The organism is Streptomyces xanthophaeus (assembly GCF_000725805.1).
Classification (GTDB): Bacteria; Actinomycetota; Actinomycetes; order Streptomycetales; family Streptomycetaceae; genus Streptomyces; species Streptomyces xanthophaeus.
On sequence record NZ_KL647132.1, the window covers coordinates 159318 to 175108 of the forward strand.

Annotated in this window: 15 protein-coding genes; 8 read left to right on the forward strand and 7 right to left on the reverse strand. The window is 75.3% G+C overall.

All coding sequences use genetic code 11. The annotated features are described in order from the left end of the window. The first annotated feature begins 31 nt into the window (after positions 1-31). The 3 genes from IO30_RS0130085 (at position 32) to IO30_RS0130095 (ending at position 3246) form a co-directional block, all read left to right on the forward strand. On the forward strand, positions 32-988 hold the full coding sequence (locus tag IO30_RS0130085; protein ID WP_031148158.1) for a glycerophosphodiester phosphodiesterase: 957 nt from the start codon (positions 32-34) through the stop codon (positions 986-988). 73 nt (positions 989-1061) lie between these two features. After that, complete coding sequence (locus IO30_RS0130090; protein ID WP_031148160.1) at positions 1062-1625, forward strand: methylated-DNA--[protein]-cysteine S-methyltransferase; 564 nt, start codon at positions 1062-1064, stop codon at positions 1623-1625. A 292-nt stretch (positions 1626-1917) separates the two neighbouring features. Continuing rightward, positions 1918-3246 (forward strand): MFS transporter, encoded by a 1329-nt coding sequence (locus IO30_RS0130095; RefSeq protein ID WP_031148161.1) that lies wholly within the window; start codon positions 1918-1920, stop codon positions 3244-3246. Here the strand turns inward: IO30_RS0130095 and IO30_RS0130100 are convergent. Continuing rightward, positions 3233-3643 (reverse strand): cupin domain-containing protein, encoded by a 411-nt coding sequence (locus tag IO30_RS0130100; protein WP_031148162.1) that lies wholly within the window; start codon positions 3641-3643, stop codon positions 3233-3235. The genes IO30_RS0130095 and IO30_RS0130100 overlap by 14 nt on opposite strands. Positions 3644-3735: 92 nt before the next feature. Next, positions 3736-4503 (reverse strand): class I SAM-dependent methyltransferase, encoded by a 768-nt coding sequence (locus IO30_RS0130105; RefSeq protein ID WP_031148163.1) that lies wholly within the window; start codon positions 4501-4503, stop codon positions 3736-3738. An 82-nt stretch (positions 4504-4585) separates the two neighbouring features. On the opposite strand from IO30_RS0130105, the gene IO30_RS0130110 reads away from it, so the two are divergent. Both IO30_RS0130110 and IO30_RS0130115 read left to right on the forward strand, forming a co-directional pair. Then, a complete protein-coding gene (locus IO30_RS0130110; protein ID WP_031148165.1) occupies positions 4586-5530 on the forward strand; it encodes a pseudouridine-5'-phosphate glycosidase in 945 nt (314 codons plus the stop codon). Further along, the gene (locus IO30_RS0130115) at positions 5527-6426 is read left to right on the forward strand and encodes a carbohydrate kinase family protein (protein WP_031148167.1); all 900 of its coding nucleotides are present in this window, start codon (positions 5527-5529) and stop codon (positions 6424-6426) included. The genes IO30_RS0130110 and IO30_RS0130115 overlap by 4 nt, the downstream gene beginning before the upstream one ends. Before the next feature lie 466 nt (positions 6427-6892). Here IO30_RS0130115 and IO30_RS0130120 read toward each other — a convergent pair whose 3' ends face one another. Further along, positions 6893-7540 carry a nucleoside/nucleotide kinase family protein gene (locus tag IO30_RS0130120; protein ID WP_031148169.1) on the reverse strand — a complete coding sequence of 216 codons (648 nt, stop codon included), beginning with the start codon at positions 7538-7540 and terminating at the stop codon, positions 6893-6895. Positions 7541-7632: 92 nt separating this feature from the next. Between IO30_RS0130120 and IO30_RS0130125 the strand changes: the two genes are divergently transcribed. Beyond that, complete coding sequence (locus tag IO30_RS0130125) at positions 7633-9078, forward strand: WGR domain-containing protein (RefSeq protein ID WP_031148171.1); 1446 nt, start codon at positions 7633-7635, stop codon at positions 9076-9078. A gap of 7 nt (positions 9079-9085) precedes the next feature. Here IO30_RS0130125 and IO30_RS0130130 read toward each other — a convergent pair whose 3' ends face one another. Next, complete coding sequence (locus IO30_RS0130130; RefSeq protein WP_051859718.1) at positions 9086-9454, reverse strand: cupin domain-containing protein; 369 nt, start codon at positions 9452-9454, stop codon at positions 9086-9088. 146 nt (positions 9455-9600) lie between these two features. Between IO30_RS0130130 and IO30_RS0130135 the strand changes: the two genes are divergently transcribed. Continuing rightward, positions 9601-10263 carry a DUF2293 domain-containing protein gene (locus IO30_RS0130135; protein WP_031148174.1) on the forward strand — a complete coding sequence of 221 codons (663 nt, stop codon included), beginning with the start codon at positions 9601-9603 and terminating at the stop codon, positions 10261-10263. 21 nt (positions 10264-10284) lie between these two features. On the opposite strand, the gene IO30_RS0130140 is transcribed toward IO30_RS0130135, so the two are convergent. Then, positions 10285-10944: a chaplin gene (locus tag IO30_RS0130140; protein WP_308443075.1), complete on the reverse strand. Its 660-nt coding sequence runs from the start codon at positions 10942-10944 to the stop codon at positions 10285-10287. Between the two features lie 196 nt (positions 10945-11140). On the opposite strand from IO30_RS0130140, the gene IO30_RS0130145 reads away from it, so the two are divergent. After that, entirely contained in the window at positions 11141-11689 is a 549-nt protein-coding gene (locus tag IO30_RS0130145) for a hypothetical protein (RefSeq protein ID WP_031148179.1), read from the forward strand. On the opposite strand, the gene IO30_RS0130150 is transcribed toward IO30_RS0130145, so the two are convergent. Together IO30_RS0130150 and IO30_RS0130155 are read right to left on the reverse strand one after the other, a co-directional pair. Then, positions 11670-12875, reverse strand: coding sequence for an SWIM zinc finger family protein (locus IO30_RS0130150; protein ID WP_031148181.1), 1206 nt, complete (start codon positions 12873-12875; stop codon positions 11670-11672). The two genes, IO30_RS0130145 and IO30_RS0130150, sit on opposite strands and share 20 nt — an antisense overlap. Continuing rightward, a complete protein-coding gene (locus tag IO30_RS0130155) occupies positions 12872-15760 on the reverse strand; it encodes a DEAD/DEAH box helicase (protein ID WP_051902668.1) in 2889 nt (962 codons plus the stop codon). Before IO30_RS0130155 ends, IO30_RS0130150 begins: the two co-directional genes overlap by 4 nt. Positions 15761-15791 lie beyond the last annotated feature (31 nt).

Below are 15791 nucleotides of genomic sequence, written 5' to 3' on the forward strand. Positions count from 1 at the left end.
CCAGGGCTCTCACGACCCGAGGAGAACGCACATGTACGTCGTCCGACCCGCCGCCGCGGCCGCCGCCGCCTTCCTGGGCTTCACCCTCACCGTGCTCGGCGGGACAGCCTGCTCCGCCTCCTCCGCCTCCTCCCCCACCGCCCCCTCCGCGGGCGCCTCGGGCGCCCCCGGCTCCGCGGCCTCCCCCGGCGGCCCGCTGGACGGACTGCTGGGGCCCGTCGTCTACGCCCACCGGGGAGCATCGGCCTACGCCCCCGAGAACACCCTCGCCGCGATCGACCTCGCCATGCGGCTGGGCTTCGACTGGGTCGAGAACGACGTCCAGCGCACCAAGGACGGCGTGCTCGTGGTGATCCACGACGACACGCTGTCCCGGACCACCGACGTCGAGCAGGTCTTCCCGGGCCGCTCCCCCTGGAAGGTCAAGGACTTCACGGCCGCCGAGATCGCCCGGCTGGACGCGGGCAGCTGGTTCGGCGCGCAGTTCACCGGGGCCCGGGTGCCGACCCTGCGGCAGTACATGGACCGCGTGCAGCGCAACCAGCAGCGGCTGCTCCTGGAGATCAAGAAGCCGGAGCTGTACCCCGGGATCGAGGAGCAGACCCTGGAGGTGCTGGAGGAGACCGGCTGGCTCGACGAGCGCCACGTCACGCAGCGGCTGGTCGTCCAGAGCTTCAGCGCGGACTGCGTGCGCCTCGTGCACCAGCTGCGCCCCGACCTCGTGACGGCCTTCCTCGGCACCCCGCCGGTGGCAGACCTCCCCCGGTACGCGCAGTTCACCGACCGGATCAACCCGTGGCACACCACGATCACGGCCGACTGGGTCGCGGCGGTGCACGGTCTGCTGGGGGCCCACGGCAAGGCCATGGAGGTGGACACCTGGATCGTGGACGACGCGGCGACCGCCCGCAAGGTGCAGGACATGGGGGTGGACGGGATCATCACCAACGCCCCGGACGTGGTGCAGGAGGCCGTGGGCGGGTTCTGACCGCGCGCCGCCCGGCGCCGCCGGTCCTGCCGGTCCTGCCGGTCCTGTCGGCGGCGCGCCGTACCGTGGACGCGTGGACAGCACCGAGCGGCCCCGCGGGCCGCACCTCGAATGGACCGTCGTCGCCAGCGACATCGGACCTCTGCTCCTGGCCGCGACCCCCGACGGACTGGTCCGGGTCGAGTTCCATGCCGTGCCGGACCGGGTCGCCCCCATGATCGGCGCGCTCGTCTCCCGGCTCGGCGCCGACGCCTGGCGGCCCGCACCGGGCGAGGAGGTGCTGCTGGCCGAGCCCGTCCGCCAGCTGGCCGCGTACTTCGCCGGGTCCCTGCGGCGCTTCGAGCTCCCGCTGGACTGGCGGCTCAGCTCCGGCTTCAACCGTCAGGTGCTCCAGGAGCTGGACCGCTCCGTTCCGTACGGGGCGGTCGTCGGGTACGGGGAGCTGGCCGCCCGGGTGGGGCAGCCCGGCGCCGCCCAGGCCGTGGGCAACGCCATGGGATCGAACCCGCTGCCGCTCGTGGTGGCCTGCCACCGCGTCGTGGAGAACGACGGGGGGATCGGGGGTTTCGGCGGCGGGGTGGAGACCAAGCGCATCCTGCTCGCGCTGGAGGGCGTGCTCCCGCAGCCGCTGTTCTGAGCGGGCCGGGGGTCTTGTCGGCGGACCTGGGCGCCAGGCCCGGTCGGCGGGCGCTGTCGGCCGGCCGGTCGGCGGCCCCGGTCAGCGAGCCGGGTCGGCGGGGCCGGTCAGCGGGCCCGGTCGGAGCCCAGGTCAGCGCGTCGGTCACGGGGGCGGGCTCCCGGTCAGGCCGGGCATTTCGGGTTTCGCGGCGCGGTGCGGGGTGGGAAACTGCCGCGGTGACCACTCCTGCCGTCGCCCCAGGCCCCATATCCTCCCAGCGCGCCCCGCACCCCCGGACGGGGTGTACGGCATGACCGCCTCGCCGGACACCGGCCGACCCGCTCCCGCCGTCACCCAGGAGGACCTGCCCCGGCTCCGGCGGCGTACCTCCGGGGTGCTGATCGCCTCCCAGATGCTCGGCGGCCTGGGGGTGCCCATCAGCATCGCCCTGGCCCCGGTGCTGGCGACCGAGATCGGCGGTACGGAGGCCATGTCCGGCCTGGCGTCCACGGCCGCCGTCATCGGCACCGCCGTGGTCTCGCTCCCGCTCGCCGCCCTGATGACCGCGCGCGGGCGCCGGCCGGGGCTGGTCCTGGCCTACGCGATCGGCGCGGTCGGCGCCGGCCTCGTCGTGGTCGCCGCCGCGATCGGGAACTTCCCGCTGCTGCTGCTCGGCATGGCCGCCTTCGGCGCCGCCTCCTCCGCCAACCTCCAGTCGCGGTTCGCCGCCGCGGACCTCGCAGCCCCGGACCACCGGGCCCGGGCGATCTCCCTCGTGGTGTGGGCCTCCACCATCGGCGCGGTGCTCGGCCCCAACCTGTCCGCCCCCGCCAGCCGCAGCTTCGCCGGGACCTCCATACCCGAGACGGCCGGGCCCTTCGTCTGGGCCGGAGCCGTCTTCCTGCTCACCGGCGCCCTGATCGCCGTATTCCTGCGGCCGGACCCGCTGCTGACGGCCCGGTCGCTGGCCTCGCCCGCGGAGCAGACCCGCGAGGGGCGCTCACTGCGCGCCGGGTTCGAGGCCGTGAAGGCCTCCCCGCGGGCGCGGCTCGCCCTGCTGACCGTCGCCGTCACCCACACCACCATGGTGTCGATCATGGTGATGACGCCGATGGACCTCGCCCACCACGGAGCCGGGCTCGAACTCATCGGGCTGGTGATCAGCGGTCACATCGCGGGCATGTTCGCCTTCTCCCCGGTGATGGGCTGGCTCGCCGACCGCCTGGGCCGGCTGTCGGTGATCGGCCTGGCCGCCGGGCTGCTGTCCGTCGCCGCGCTGCTCGCGGGCACGGCCGGACCGCACCACGGCCAGACCGCGCTCGGACTGTTCCTGCTGGGCCTCGGCTGGTCCGCCGGGATGGTGTCCGGCTCGGCGCTGCTGACCGACTCGGTCCCGCAGCCCGCGCGGGCCGCCGTACAGGGCCTGAGCGACCTGACCATGAACACCGCCGCGGGCGTGGGCGGGGCCGCCTCCGGCCTGGTGATGGCCCAGGCCGGCTACGGCTGGCTGAACGCCATCGGCGCCGCCCTGCTGCTGCCCATGGCCGCGCTCGCCCTGTTCACCTCGCGCCGGCACCCGGTGCCCGCGAAGGCCGCGCCCGGCCCGGCCACCTCCGCGGACGGTGTCACGGAAGGCTGATGTGGTACGCCTTGCGGAGCGTCTCGTGCACGGTCCAGGTGGTCCGGTCGCCCTCCCGCAGGACGCAGGCGGAACCGGGGCCGACCTCCAGGGTCGCGCCGCCCTCGACCTCGATGGTGGCGCGGCCGCTGACCACGACGAACAGTTCGTCGGCCTCGGTGTCGGTGACCACTCCCGGGGTGATCTGCCAGATCCCGCGCAGCTGCTTGCCGTCCGGGGACTCCCACAGCAGCTTGCCCGTCACCACCGGCGCACCCGAGACGACCTGCTCCGGATCGAGCTCCTCCGCCTCCAGTTCGGCGTCCGGGAAGTCCGGGACGGAGACGGCGAAGGAGGCGGGGCCGGAAGCAGGGGCGGCGGGGGCCGGGGCGGCCGCGCGGTGATCACTGGTGCTCATGACGCGCACCCTAATCCGCCCGGGCTGTCCTGCGCGGTGACCAGAGCGTCCAGCGCCGGCGGGGCGGACGGGGCACCCTGTCCAGCGCCCGGTCAGGGAGCGGGCCGCCGCGCGGCGAGGACCGGCTGGTGGAATCCGCTGTCCTGCGGCGCGTGCCAGCGCGTGTCGCGGAACCCGGCCTGCCGGGCGAACTCCGCCGTCCGCTCCTGCGGCAGCGCCCAGTAGGTGGTGCTCGACGTCCGCGTGGTCCAGGTGTCACCGGACGGGAGCAGTTGGAAGAGCTCCAGGTCGTAGCGTTCGCCGTCGGGGTGCCAGTGCCACAGCTGGAAGGTGACGGTCCGTCCGTCGGCCCCCTCGCGCACGTGCGGGGCCTCGCTCCGCGGCCGGGTCCGGCGCAGTTCGTCGTACGGGCGGGTGGACAGCAGCAGCAGTCCGCCGGGGCGCAGCACCCTCAGGGTTTCGGCCAGGGCGGTGTGCACGTCCTCGGGCGTGAGCAGGTGCGGCAGGGCGTTGTCGGCGCAGACCACGGCGTCGAAGGCGGCGTCCTCGAAGGGCAGGGCGCGCATGTCGGCGGTCACGACGGGCAGGGCCACTGCGCGCCGTCCGGCCTCGCGGGCGGCGCGGGTCACCGAGACGGGGCTCAGGTCGGCCCCGGTGACGCGGTGGCCCAGGGCGGCCAGGCCCAGGGCCTGGGTGCCGATGCCGCAGGCGCTGTCCAGGACGGCGTGCGGACCCGGGCCGAGCCCGGCGGTGAGCAGGGCGTCGAGGGCCCGGCCCTGGCGGGCCGTGCTCGCGTCCCAGTCCGCGTACATGAGGTCGTACCGGTCTGCCAGCTCGTCGTAGAAGGCGCGCGGGTCCATGGAGGAACGCTACTCGGACAGCTTGGGGCGGCTGTGACGGGAGTGCGTTTGGGGGCGCGCATCCGGTGCCATGGATGGGGACATGTCACAGCACACAGCATCCGCGTCCCTGCCCGGCGTTCCGGTCCTGTCGGAGGAGGTGGCCGAGGCGCTCTCCCGGCGGGCGCCCGTCGTGGCCCTGGAGTCGACGATCATCGCGCACGGCCTGCCCCGCCCGCGCAATCTGGCGGTGGGTGAGGAACTGGAGGCCCTGGTCCGCTCGGAGGGGGCCGTTCCGGCAACGGTCGCGGTCCTGGACGGGGTCCCGTACGCGGGCCTCGACAAGGCGCAGCTGGAACGGATCGCGAGCGGTGAGGGCGTGCGCAAGCTCGGCCACCGCGACCTGGCGCCCGCCCTGGCGAGGGGGGCGACCGGGGCGACGACGGTGTCCGCGACGGCCTTCCTGGCCGCGCGGGCGGGGCTGCGGGTCTTCGCCACGGGCGGGCTGGGCGGCGTGCACCGGGAATGGGCGCAGAGCCAGGACGAGTCGGCGGACCTGGCGCTCCTGTCGCGGACGCGGATCACGGTGGTGTGCGCGGGGGTGAAGTCGATCCTGGACGTGCCGGCCACCTTGCAGCGCCTGGAGACGCTGGGGGTGGGGGTGCTGGGTTACCGGACGCGCCGGTTCCCGGGCTTCTACCTGGCCGATTCCGGGGAGCCGGTGGACTGGAGCGTGGAGCGGCCCGAGGAGGTCGCGGGGGTGATGGCCGCGCAGGACGCGCTGGGCGGCCCGGAGTCGGCGCTGCTCGTGGCGAATCCGGTGGCGGAGACGGAACAGCTGGATCCGGAACTCCACGACCGGGTGCTGGCCGAGGCGCTCGCGGTCTGCCGCGAGCAGGGGATCACGGGGCAGGCGGTGACCCCGTTCCTGCTGGGCTTCCTGGTCCGAGCGACGGACGGGGCCTCGCTGGAGGCGAACCTGGCCGCGGTACGGGGCAACGTGCGGCTCGGCGCGCGGATCGCGGGGGCCTGGGCGGCCTGGGCATGACCGGGGCGGGGGCGCTGCTGGTCGTCGGGGACGTGGTGACGGACGTGGTGGCGGTGCACCAGGAGCCGCTGGCTCCGGCCACCGACACGGCCGCCCGGATCAGGACCCTGCCGGGTGGCGCGGGGGCCAACGCGGCCTGCTGGGCGGCGCGTACGGGGGCCCCGGAGGTACGGCTCCTGGCCCGGGTGGGCGCCGGTTCAGCGCAGTGGCACGAACGGGCGCTGCTGGCCGCGGGGGTGCGGCCGCACCTGGTGGTCGACGCGGAGGAGCCCACCGGGACGGTGGTGGTGCTGGTCGGCAAGGACGCGGAGCGGACCTTCCTGACGGACAGCGGGGCCGCACTGCGGCTGTGCCCCGCCGACTGGACGCCGTCCCTGCTGGACGGAGCGGCGCACCTGCACCTGTCCGGCTACCTGTTCTTCGCCGACAGCAGCCGGGAGCTGGCACTGGTCGCGCTGCGGGCGGCCCGGGCGCGCGGGGTGCCGGTGAGCGTGGACCCCGCCTCGGCCGGGTTCCTGCTCACCCTGGGGCCGCGGCGCTTCCTCGACTCCGTCGCGGGGGTGGGCGCACTGCTGCCCAACGAGGACGAGGCCCTGCTGCTGGCCGGGCTGCCCGGGGACGCCGGGGCGGCGCGGGCTGCGGCCGAACTGAGCCGCCGGGTACCGCTGGTGGTGGTCACCCGGGGCGCGGGCGGGGCGCTGGTCGCCGAGGACGGCCGGGTCACCGCCGAGGTCCCGGCCGAGCCGGCCGAGGCGGTGGACTCCACGGGCGCCGGGGACGCCTTCACCGGCGGGTTCCTCGCGGCCCGGCTGACGGGGGCCGGCCCGGCGGACGCGGCCCGCGCGGGCTGCCGGGCGGCAGCCCTGGCCATCACCCGCCTGGGCGGCAGGCCGTAGGGGCCCGGCGCGGGCGGGGGCGGCCAGGCAGGCACAGGGGCGCACAGGCCGGGCAAACCAGGCAGGCGGGCAGGCGGGCAGGCGCAGTGGGCCGGGCCCGCCGGGCAGGCGCAGTGGGCCGGGCAGGCGCAGTGGGCCGGGCAGGCGCAGTGCCGCGCACGCCAGGCAGGCGTAGAGCCGCGTGAGCCGGGCACGCCGGGCACACGCACAGGGCCGGGCAGGCCAGGCACGCGCAGGGCCTCACAGGCCAGGCATCCGGGCAAACTCTCGCCCTCGCGGGGCAGGCACCCGGGCAAGCGCAGAGCCTTGTACGCCGGGCAGGCCCGGCAACCGCCGGGCCGGGCAGGCCGGGCAGGCGCAGGGCGGGCCGGGCCGGGCAGACGCAAAGCGGGCAGGGCCGGGCAGGCGCAGGGCGGGCCGGGCCGGGCAGACGCAAAGCGGGCAGGGCCGGGCAGGCGGAGGGCCGTTATTGGCCGCGCAGGCCGGTCCACGCCGGGTGGCGGGGGTCGTCGGCGCGGACCACCGCGTCGGCCGTCGCCCCCGGGTCGGTGTCGGCCTCGTAGCGGGCGAAGGCGGGCAGCGTCCAGCGCGCGGACTCCTCGGTGCGCCGGGCGAGCGCCGCCGGGGAGAGGCGGATGTGCACGCTGAGGTCGAAGGGGAACCAGTGGCCCAGCAGCAGCGGGCCGTGCACGATCACCACGGCGCCGGGCGGGAGTTCGGCGTACGCGCTGCGGGTCGCCCGGTCGGTCACCGGGTCCCACAGGTCGGGCAGCACCCGGCCGGTGCCACCGGGGTCCGTGGGGCCGAAGACCTCGCGCCACAGCGCGGCCGTGTCGTACCAGCCGCCCAGGTAGGTGTCCACGTCCTCGCGGCCGAACTCGAAGCGCAGGGAGGCCGGCCGCAGGAAGCCCTCGGCCGGGACCACGAGGACCGCCCGGCCGCGCAGCCGCAGTTCCTCGGCCAGGAGCCCGGCGAGCACGCCGGTGCCGGCGGCGGGCGCGCCGTCGACGCCCACCCGCTGCCAGACGCCGGGGCCGGAGGCCGCCGCGGGGTCGTCGAGGTGACCGGCGAGCCGCTCGGCCATCCGCTGCCATGTGATCGCTTCCAACTGCACCAGCCCATTGTCAGTGGGGGCCCGTAGCTTTTTCCACGAGGGATCACCGGCGGAAAGGGCGCCGGCGGCCCGGCCTTGGGGAGGGGTCTGTCATGGCTCGGGAGACGACGTACCTGGAGCTTTCGCAGGATGGCGGCGGAGCGCACAAGTTCTACGAGGTGACGGTGGACGGCACCGCCGTCTCCGTGCGGTACGGGCGCATCGGTGCGGACGGACAGCTGCAGAGCTCCTCCTTCCCGACCGCCGAGAAGGCGCGGGCGGCCGCCGCGAAGAAGATCGGGGAGAAGGTCCGCAAGGGTTACGCCCCGGCCGTGGCCGGGCAGCGCGCGGCCCGCTCGGTGACCCGCCGCCAGGTCACGGCGGCGCCGTCCACGGCCCGCGCGGTGGCCCCCGTGCTGTGGCGCTTCCGCACCGGCTCCTCGGCCTTCGGGATCCATGTGGACGAGGACCGCTGCTGGGTCGGCAACCAGGCGGGAGATGTCTACACGCTGAGCCACGGCGGCGAGGTGCTGGCCCGCTACTCCCTTCCGGACGGGGTGAAGTGCCTGGTCGCGGACGAGTTCTGGATATACGCGGGCTGTGACGACGGCACGGTGTACGACCTGTCGTCGAAGGTGCCGTTCGGCGCGTACGACATCGCGGCGGACGTGGACATCTTCTGGCTCGACATCCGCGAGGGCGTGCTGAACGTGTCCGACCGCAACGGCGGGCTCACCGTCATCGACCACGAGGACGAGTTCCAGTGGTCGCGGCGCTCGGCGGGCTCCAACGCCTGGATGGTCCGGGCGGATGCGGACGGGATCTACCACGGGCACAGCCAGGGGGTCACGGCGTACGCCCCGGACGGCGGCGGGGAGTTGTGGCACACGGCCACCAACGGCTCGGTGCTGTTCGGCTGGCAGGAGGAGCACGCGGTGTACGCGGGCACCGGGCGCAACACCGTGCAGCGGCTGTCGAAGGCGACGGGCGCGGTGGAGGCCAGCTACCGGTGCGACGCGGCGGTGTACTCGTGCGCGACCTCTCCTGACGGCCGGCACGTCTTCGCGGGCGACCTCTCCTCCTCGGTGTACTGCTTCGACGCCGACGGGCAGCGGCTGTGGAAGCTGGGCACGGGCAGCGGGGCGGCCCTGTCCATGCAGTACCTCGACGGGCGGCTGTACCTGGTCACCACCGACGGCTCGCTGGTGTGCGTGGACGCGAGCGAGCAGGCGATCGCCGCGGCCCAGCAGGGCTCGGTGCCGACGGCCCTGGACGTGAAGTCGGCGGCGGCGCTGCCGGTGTTCACCCCGGCCGCCTCCGCCGCGGCGGTGGCGACGGTCTCGGTGGCCTCGGCGCCCGCGGGCGGTGTGGTCGTGGAGTGCGTCCAGCAGGGCGGCCGGATGCGGGTCCAGGTGGTGTCGGACGGCTTCGAGCCCTCGTGGAACGTGCAGTTCCCGCGCGGGATCCGGGAGCCCGGCGCCCGGTACGTGGTGGAGGGGCTGCACGCGGCCTCGGGGGGCTTCTACCGGGTGCGCGGGGAGATACGCCGCCTGGTCTGAGCGTCCTTCACGCGGTGTGCTCCCGGCACACCGCGGGCGTGGCCCCACGGGGGGCCGGGCTGGGTATGGAGAAGGGGGTCACCTCGGGCCGCGCGGGGGTCACCTGCAGCACGACCGGGTCGGTGCCGAGGTTGTGGCCGAGGTGGACGTGTCCGATGCCCGCGGGTTCCACGAAGGTGGTACCGGCCGGATGGACCTCGATGGTGCGGTCGTGCAGGACCCGGGTCAGCGTCCCCGCCAGGACGACGGCGTACAGCGGCACGTGGTGGTAGTGCCAGCCCGTGCAGCCGCCCGGCGCTATGACGATCTTCCGGCCGGCCGGAGCCGCGGCGACGCGTCGTCGCGCGGGCCGTACCTTCATCTGCTGTCCACCCATGTGCCCTCCTCGGCGGACCGGCCGGCGGCCACCGTCCACCCGCCACACCGTAGAAGGGCAGCACCGCTTCGAGGAAGAGTTGACGAAACATCAACCGACCCTCTCCACCAGGTGATATGCGGCCCGTTCGGCGGTATCACACCCGTATGAGCCTGGTCGTCTTCGAGTCCGCGAAGCAGATCCACTGCGCGGAGTGCCGGCAGGGCCCGCTGCGGCACCTCGTGCGCGAGGCGGGCGTACCGCGCTGCCTGGACTGTGCCGATCTCGGACATCTGGTCTACCTTCCGCGCGGGGACGCGGCGCTCACCCGCCGTTCCCGGGAGGGGAGTTCGCTCTGCGCCGTCGTCGTCCGCTTCAACCGGCGCCGCCGTCGCTACGAGCGTCAGGGGATGCTCGTCGAGGACGCCGCCCTCGCCCGCGCCGAGCGCGCCTGCCTCGCGGACTCCGAGGCGCGGGCCCGGCGCCGTGAGCGCGACCGGCTGCGCCGCGCGGCCGAGGACACCCGCTTCACGGCGGCCTTCGCCGCCGAGATAGTGCGGCTCTTCCCCGGGTGCCCGGCGGACCGGGCCGTCGCGATCGCCACGCACGCCTCGGTGCGCGGCAGCGGCCGCGTGGGCCGCAGCGCGGCCGGCCGGGCCCTGGACGAGCTGGCGGTCTCGTACGCGGTGCGCGCCGCCGTGCGGCACACCGACACCGAGTACGACGCCCTGCTGATGGCGGGCGTCCCGCGCTTCGCCGCTCGCGCCCGGCTCGCCGCGCAGATCGACGCCGTCCTGGACGGCTGGCGCCCCGTACCGCCCCGGCCCTGACCTTCCGGGCCCGAGGGCGCCCTAGCTCACCGGGCGGAAGCGCCGGTATAGGAGTGCGCCGCCGAGCAGCAGGGCTCCGCCGCCGGGGAGCAGGTATCCGAGGCCGTCGGCTCCGGTCTGGGCGAGTGCCTCGGTGTGGCGCGGCGGGGCGGGCGGTGCCGGCGGTACCGGCGGCGGCGGGGTCACGGGCTGTTCGACGACCGGGGGCTGGGGCTGGGGCGGCTTGGGGCCGCTGGGCACCTCGCCGTTGACGGAGGTGTTGCCGCTGGAGCTGTTGCCGATGCCGACGACGCTCACCGAGTTGCCGCTGAGGTTCAGCGGGATGTCGACGGGGAGCTGGATCCCGTTGCCGGAGAGCAGCCCCGGTGAATCCTTTCCGCGGCCCTCAGCTGTGGCCCCGCCTCCGTTGCCCGAGCCGCTGCCCGTACCGGGTTTCGAGGGATGTGCGGATAGGGACGAGGGCTGCGAGGACCTCGATCCGTGATGACTGCCGCCCCTCGGCGCCTCGTTGGTACAGCGGTTGCCGGTGGCCGAGTTGAGCACGCCCACCACGCTCACGGTGTTCCCGCACACGTTCACCGGGGTGTGCACGGGCAGTTGCACCAGATTCCCCGACAGCAGCCCCGGCGACCTCTCGGCGGCGCCGCCCGCGTCCGCATCGGCGTAGGCGAACCCGCTCACGCCCACGACCGTCAGACCGCCTCCCGCAACCACCGCCGCGATCAAGCCATTTCGACGACTGTGACGCATCAGTTTTCCTGCCTTCCGGAGAGGTACACGGGCATGGCACCCGTACCGGAGACAACGCCCTGAACCCGTTCGGGTTATAGGGCCGTTAGGCATTTCACCCCATCGTGTACTGGGTAATGCCTATTTCATGACTGTTCGCCCGCTGCTCCTCCTCGATGTGGACGGCCCCCTGAACCCGTTCCGGTCCCTGTCCGCCGGTCTGCGCGGGTACACGAGCCACCGGATGCGCCCGGACGTGTGGCTCTCCTACCGCGACCCCGACTCCCGCAAGGCCCGGCGCGGCGCGCGGGTGCGCCTGCACCCCTCCCACGGGGCCCGCTTGCAGGCCCTGCCCTTCGAGCTCACCTGGGCCACCGCCTGGACCCACCAGGCCAACACGATGATCGCCCCGCACATCGGACTTCCCGGCGATCTTCCTGTCATCGACTGGCCGGAACTCTTCGCCCGCGACCCCGAGGGCCTCTCCTGGAAGACCCGCCCCCTCGTCGAATGGGCCGCCGGCCGCCCCTTCGCCTGGGTCGACGACATGATCACCCCCCTCGACCGGGCCTGGGTCGCGGCCCACCACCCGTCGCCCGCCCTGCTCCTGCGCATCCACCCGCGCCACGGCCTGCGCACCCGCGACTTCACCACCCTCGGCCGGTGGGCGGCCGGGATCAGCCCCGCAGTGCCGTGAGCGGGTCCGGTGAGGGCCGGCCCGTGGGCCACCAGTCCTCGTCGCCCGGGCGGGACTCGTAGGCGTACCAGAGGGCGTCGCGGCCGAGACGGAGCTGGCGGGTGGCGGCCGTCAGCCGGTTGCGCTCGGGGCGGAAGGAGCCCTGGGCGGCGGCCAGGAGCAGCGGGCGGGCCCGGTCGAAGGGGCCCGCCGGGGGGTCCCAGGGCTCCTCCAGGGCAGCGAGGGCCGGGCGGCCGCCCTGACGCCAGGCCGCGGCGGCGCGGGCCAGGTCGGTGGTGCTGCGGCCGGTGGCGCGGGCCAGGTCGCGGTAGAGGATGCGGGCGGCTCCCGTCAGGCCGGCCGTGGCGTGCGCGGAGGCCAGCCGGACGGCGTCCTGCCAGAGGCCGAGCCCGGCGATCGGGTCCTCGGCGGTGGCCAGCAGGGCGTGGGCGCGGGCCGCCGCGTCGCAGGCGAGCTGGTCCAGTGCCAGCGGGTCCGGGGCCGCCGGGTCGGCCGGGTACGCGGGAGGGAGGCCCGGCGCGGCGGGCGCGGCGAGGGGCGCGGGCGGCAGCGGCAGCCCGCGCCGAGCCAGCGCCTCGCGGGCCGGGACTCCGGGGAAGTCCGGTGTGGCGTCGGGCCGTTCGCGCGCGGCGTGGGCGGCGTTGCGGCGGGTGAGGTCCTCCAGCAGTTCCCGCTCCCCGCGGCCGCGCACCAGCAGCAGGACGAACGGGTCCTCGTCCAGCAGCCGGGCCGCCCGGTAGCACAGGGCGGCGGCGTGCTTGCAGGGCGGACGCGCCACGTCCGGGCAGGAGCAGCGCGGGACGAGCTCGCCGACACCCGGCAGGACCGAATCCGCGAGGCTCTGCGGGACCTCCCGCTCCAGCAGGGCGGCGAGCGCCGCGGGATCGGCGGCGACCGTCTCCAGGAGCTCGCTCCACTGCGCGTCCGGGAAGGCGGGCAGGACCAGTTCGGTGCGGTAGGGGCGGGGACGGCTGCCCCGTACGTACGCCACGATCCGGCCCGGGGTGACGGTGACCGCATCGACTTGGCCCCCGTCCGCGTACGTACGGCCGCGGGCCAGCCGCGCCGGGTCACGCGCGACCTGCTCCAGCGCCGACACCCAGGCCCGGCCCCACCAGCTCACCGCCTGCGCCCCGGCGGGCACGGTCTCGAAGGTGCGGCGGCGGTCGTCCTTGGCGGTGATCACGCGGGCCTCCGCAGGGAGACGAGATCGGCGAGCTCCCGGTCGGTCAGTTCGGTCAGCGCCGCCTCGCCGGAGCCGAGCACCGCATCGGCCAGTGCCCGCTTCGCCTCCAGCATCTCGGCGATCCGGTCCTCGACGGTGCCCTCGGCGATGATCCGGTGCACCTGCACCGGCTGGGTCTGGCCGATCCGGTAGGCGCGGTCGGTGGCCTGCTCCTCCACGGCCGGGTTCCACCAGCGGTCGAAGTGGATGACGTGTCCGGCCCGGGTGAGGTTCAGCCCGGTGCCCGCCGCCTTCAGCGACAGCAGGAAGACGGGCACCTCGCCCGCCTGGAAGCGGTCCACGAGCTCCTCGCGGCGCGGCACCGGCGTCCCGCCGTGCAACAGCTGGTGGGAGATGCCCCTGGCCGACAGGTGCTGCTCGATGAGGCGGGCCATCGTCACGTACTGGGTGAAGACCAGCACCGAGCCGTCCTCGGCCAGGATCGTGTCCAGGAGCTCGTCCAGCAGGGCCAGCTTGCCCGAGCGGTGCGGGATCCGGGGCTGCTCCTCCTTCAGGTACTGGGCGGGGTGGTTGCAGATCTGCTTGAGCGAGGCCAGCAGTTTCATGATCATGCCGCGCCGCTCGATGCCCTCGCTCGCCCCGATCACGGCCATCGCCTCGTCCACCGCGGCCTGGTAGAGCGAGGCCTGCTCGCGCGTGAGAGAGACCGGATGATCCGTCTCCGTCTTGGGCGGGAGTTCGGGCGCGATCCCGGGGTCGGACTTCTTGCGGCGCAGCAGGAACGGCCGCACCAGGGCGGCCAGCCGGGCCACCGCCGCCTCATTGCCCCCGTCCTCCTCCTGCTGGTGCTCCACCGGGCGGGCGTGCCGGGCCCGGAAGGCGGTGAGCGGACCCAGCAGCCCGGGCGTGGTCCAGTCGAGCAGCGCCCACAGCTCGGAGAGGTTGTTCTCCACCGGGGTGCCGGTCAGCGCCACCCGGGCGGGCGACGGGATCGTGCGCAGCGCCTTCGCGGTCGCCGAGTGCGGGTTCTTGACGTGCTGCGCCTCATCGGCGACGACCATGCCCCAGGCCTGCTCGGCCAGCCGGGGGGCACTGGCGCGCATCGTGCCGTACGTGGTGAGGACGAAGCCCCCCGCCAGCCCGTCCAGGCTGCGGGCGCCGCCGTGGAAGCGGCGCACCGCTACCCCCGGCGCGAACTTCTCGATCTCCCGCTGCCAGTTGCCCAGCAGGGACGCGGGGCACACCACGAGTGTGGGCTCGGCGCGGTCGCGGTGCAGGTGCAGGGCGATCAGCGTGACGGTCTTGCCCAGGCCCATGTCGTCGGCGAGGCAGCCGCCGAGCCCGAGCGAGGTCATCAGGTCCAGCCAGGCCAGGCCGCGGGCCTGGTAGTCGCGCAGGGTGGCCTTCAGCCCGGCCGGCTGCGGAAGCGGAGCCAGCTCCCCCGTCAGCCGTTCGCGCAGCGCGGCCAGCGCGCCCACCGGGACGGCCTCGACCGGCTCCCCGTCGACCTCGGCCGTGCCCGACAGGGCGACGGCCAGCGCGTCCACCGGGTCCAGGAGGCCCAGCTCCCGCTTGCGGGCCTTGCGCACCAGCTCGGGATCCACCCGCACCCACTGGTCCCGCAGCCGCACCACGGGCCGGTGCGCCTGCGCCAGGGCGTCCATCTCCCCCGGGGTGAGGCGGTCACCGCCCAGGGCGAGTTCCCAGGAGAAGGCGAAGAGGTGGTCGGCATCGAAGAAGGCGGTGCCGTCGGTGGCGGACCCGGGCGCGGTGGAGCGCACGACGGCGGCCGCGGAGAGCGTACGGGCCAGCTCGCGCGGCCAGTGGACCAGGACCCCGGCGGCGGCCAGCCGGTTCGCGGCGGAGCCCAGCAGGTCTTCGAGCTCCGGATCGGACAGGGCCAGCGCATCGGGCACGGGCTGGTCCAGCAGCCGCAGCAGGGGCGGCCAGACCCGCGCGGCCCGGCGCAGCGCGAGCACGGCATCGATACGGGCCCGGGGGCCGAAGCCGGCGGCGGCCGCACCGGCCCACAGCAGCCCCGCATCGGTGACCAGGGTGGGATCGGCGAGGCTGTGCACCTGGACGACGGCGGCCCCGGCACGCCGGACCTCCGCCCCGGGGCCGTCGTCCTCCTCGTCCCGGTCGAAGAGGCCGAAGGAGGACAGGTCGAGCCGCAGCGAGATCCCCACGCCGGTGTCGGCGCCGGCCGCGACCTGCGCGGCCCAGTCCCGTATCCCGGGCACCTTCTGCGCCTGCTGCGCGGCGAAGGGCTGTCCGGCGGCCACCGCGGCGGCCGGGGTGCGGGGCAGGGTGTCGGCGACGGCGTCGAGGAAGGCGCGGAGCAGGGCCTCCGGTTCGGGCAGCTGGAGCGGGCGGCGGCCGGCCAGGGGCGTGGCGTACCCCTCGTGGGGCATCGCTGCGGCCACCGCGCGGAGGTGGCCGACATCGGCGGCGTCGAGCGGTCCGGCACGCCAGGCGTCGATGCCCTCGGGGGTCAGGCCGGGGAGCAGCCTGCCGCGGGCCACCAGGGCGAGCGCCTGGGCGGCGGCGGTGCCCCAGGCGCGGGTCGCGGGGTGTGCGGCGGGGCTGCGGGGAGCCCGTACCAGCAGGGGCAGGGCGGCGGCCACGGAGAAGCTCACGGCGGGCACGGTCCGGCTGCGGACCCCCTCTCCGTGCGGGCGTACGACGGTGAGCGGCGCAGCTCTGCCCTCCTCGGGCAGCGCTTCCCCCTCGGGCAGCGCGTCCCCCTCGGGCGACCAGAAGGCGACCCGTCCCTCGCGGGGGACGGCGGCGGGCAGGAAGACGGCGGCATGGCGCAGCAGCGCACGGGCGGTGTCGGCCGCCGGCGCGTGCGGCTGCGCTCGGGCATGCGGCTGCGCTGTCATGCGGTCCCCCTCCCCCGGTCGATGCGGATCT

Excerpts from the sequence above, each read along its gene's own strand:
- IO30_RS0130085 (WP_031148158.1), top strand. The coding sequence starts at position 32 with ATGTACGTCGTCCGACCCGCCGCCGCGGCCGCCGCCGCCTTCCTGGGC.
- IO30_RS0130095 (WP_031148161.1), top strand. The coding sequence starts at position 1,918 with ATGACCGCCTCGCCGGACACCGGCCGACCCGCTCCCGCCGTCACCCAG.
- IO30_RS0130100 (WP_031148162.1), bottom strand. The coding sequence starts at position 3,643 with ATGAGCACCAGTGATCACCGCGCGGCCGCCCCGGCCCCCGCCGCCCCT.
- IO30_RS0130105 (WP_031148163.1), bottom strand. The coding sequence starts at position 4,503 with ATGGACCCGCGCGCCTTCTACGACGAGCTGGCAGACCGGTACGACCTC.
- IO30_RS0130110 (WP_031148165.1), top strand. The coding sequence starts at position 4,586 with ATGTCACAGCACACAGCATCCGCGTCCCTGCCCGGCGTTCCGGTCCTG.
- IO30_RS0130115 (WP_031148167.1), top strand. The coding sequence starts at position 5,527 with ATGACCGGGGCGGGGGCGCTGCTGGTCGTCGGGGACGTGGTGACGGAC.
- IO30_RS0130125 (WP_031148171.1), top strand. The coding sequence starts at position 7,633 with ATGGCTCGGGAGACGACGTACCTGGAGCTTTCGCAGGATGGCGGCGGA.
- IO30_RS0130130 (WP_051859718.1), bottom strand. The coding sequence starts at position 9,454 with ATGGGTGGACAGCAGATGAAGGTACGGCCCGCGCGACGACGCGTCGCC.
- IO30_RS0130135 (WP_031148174.1), top strand. The coding sequence starts at position 9,601 with ATGAGCCTGGTCGTCTTCGAGTCCGCGAAGCAGATCCACTGCGCGGAG.
- IO30_RS0130145 (WP_031148179.1), top strand. The coding sequence starts at position 11,141 with ATGACTGTTCGCCCGCTGCTCCTCCTCGATGTGGACGGCCCCCTGAAC.
- IO30_RS0130155 (WP_051902668.1), bottom strand. The coding sequence starts at position 15,760 with ATGACAGCGCAGCCGCATGCCCGAGCGCAGCCGCACGCGCCGGCGGCC.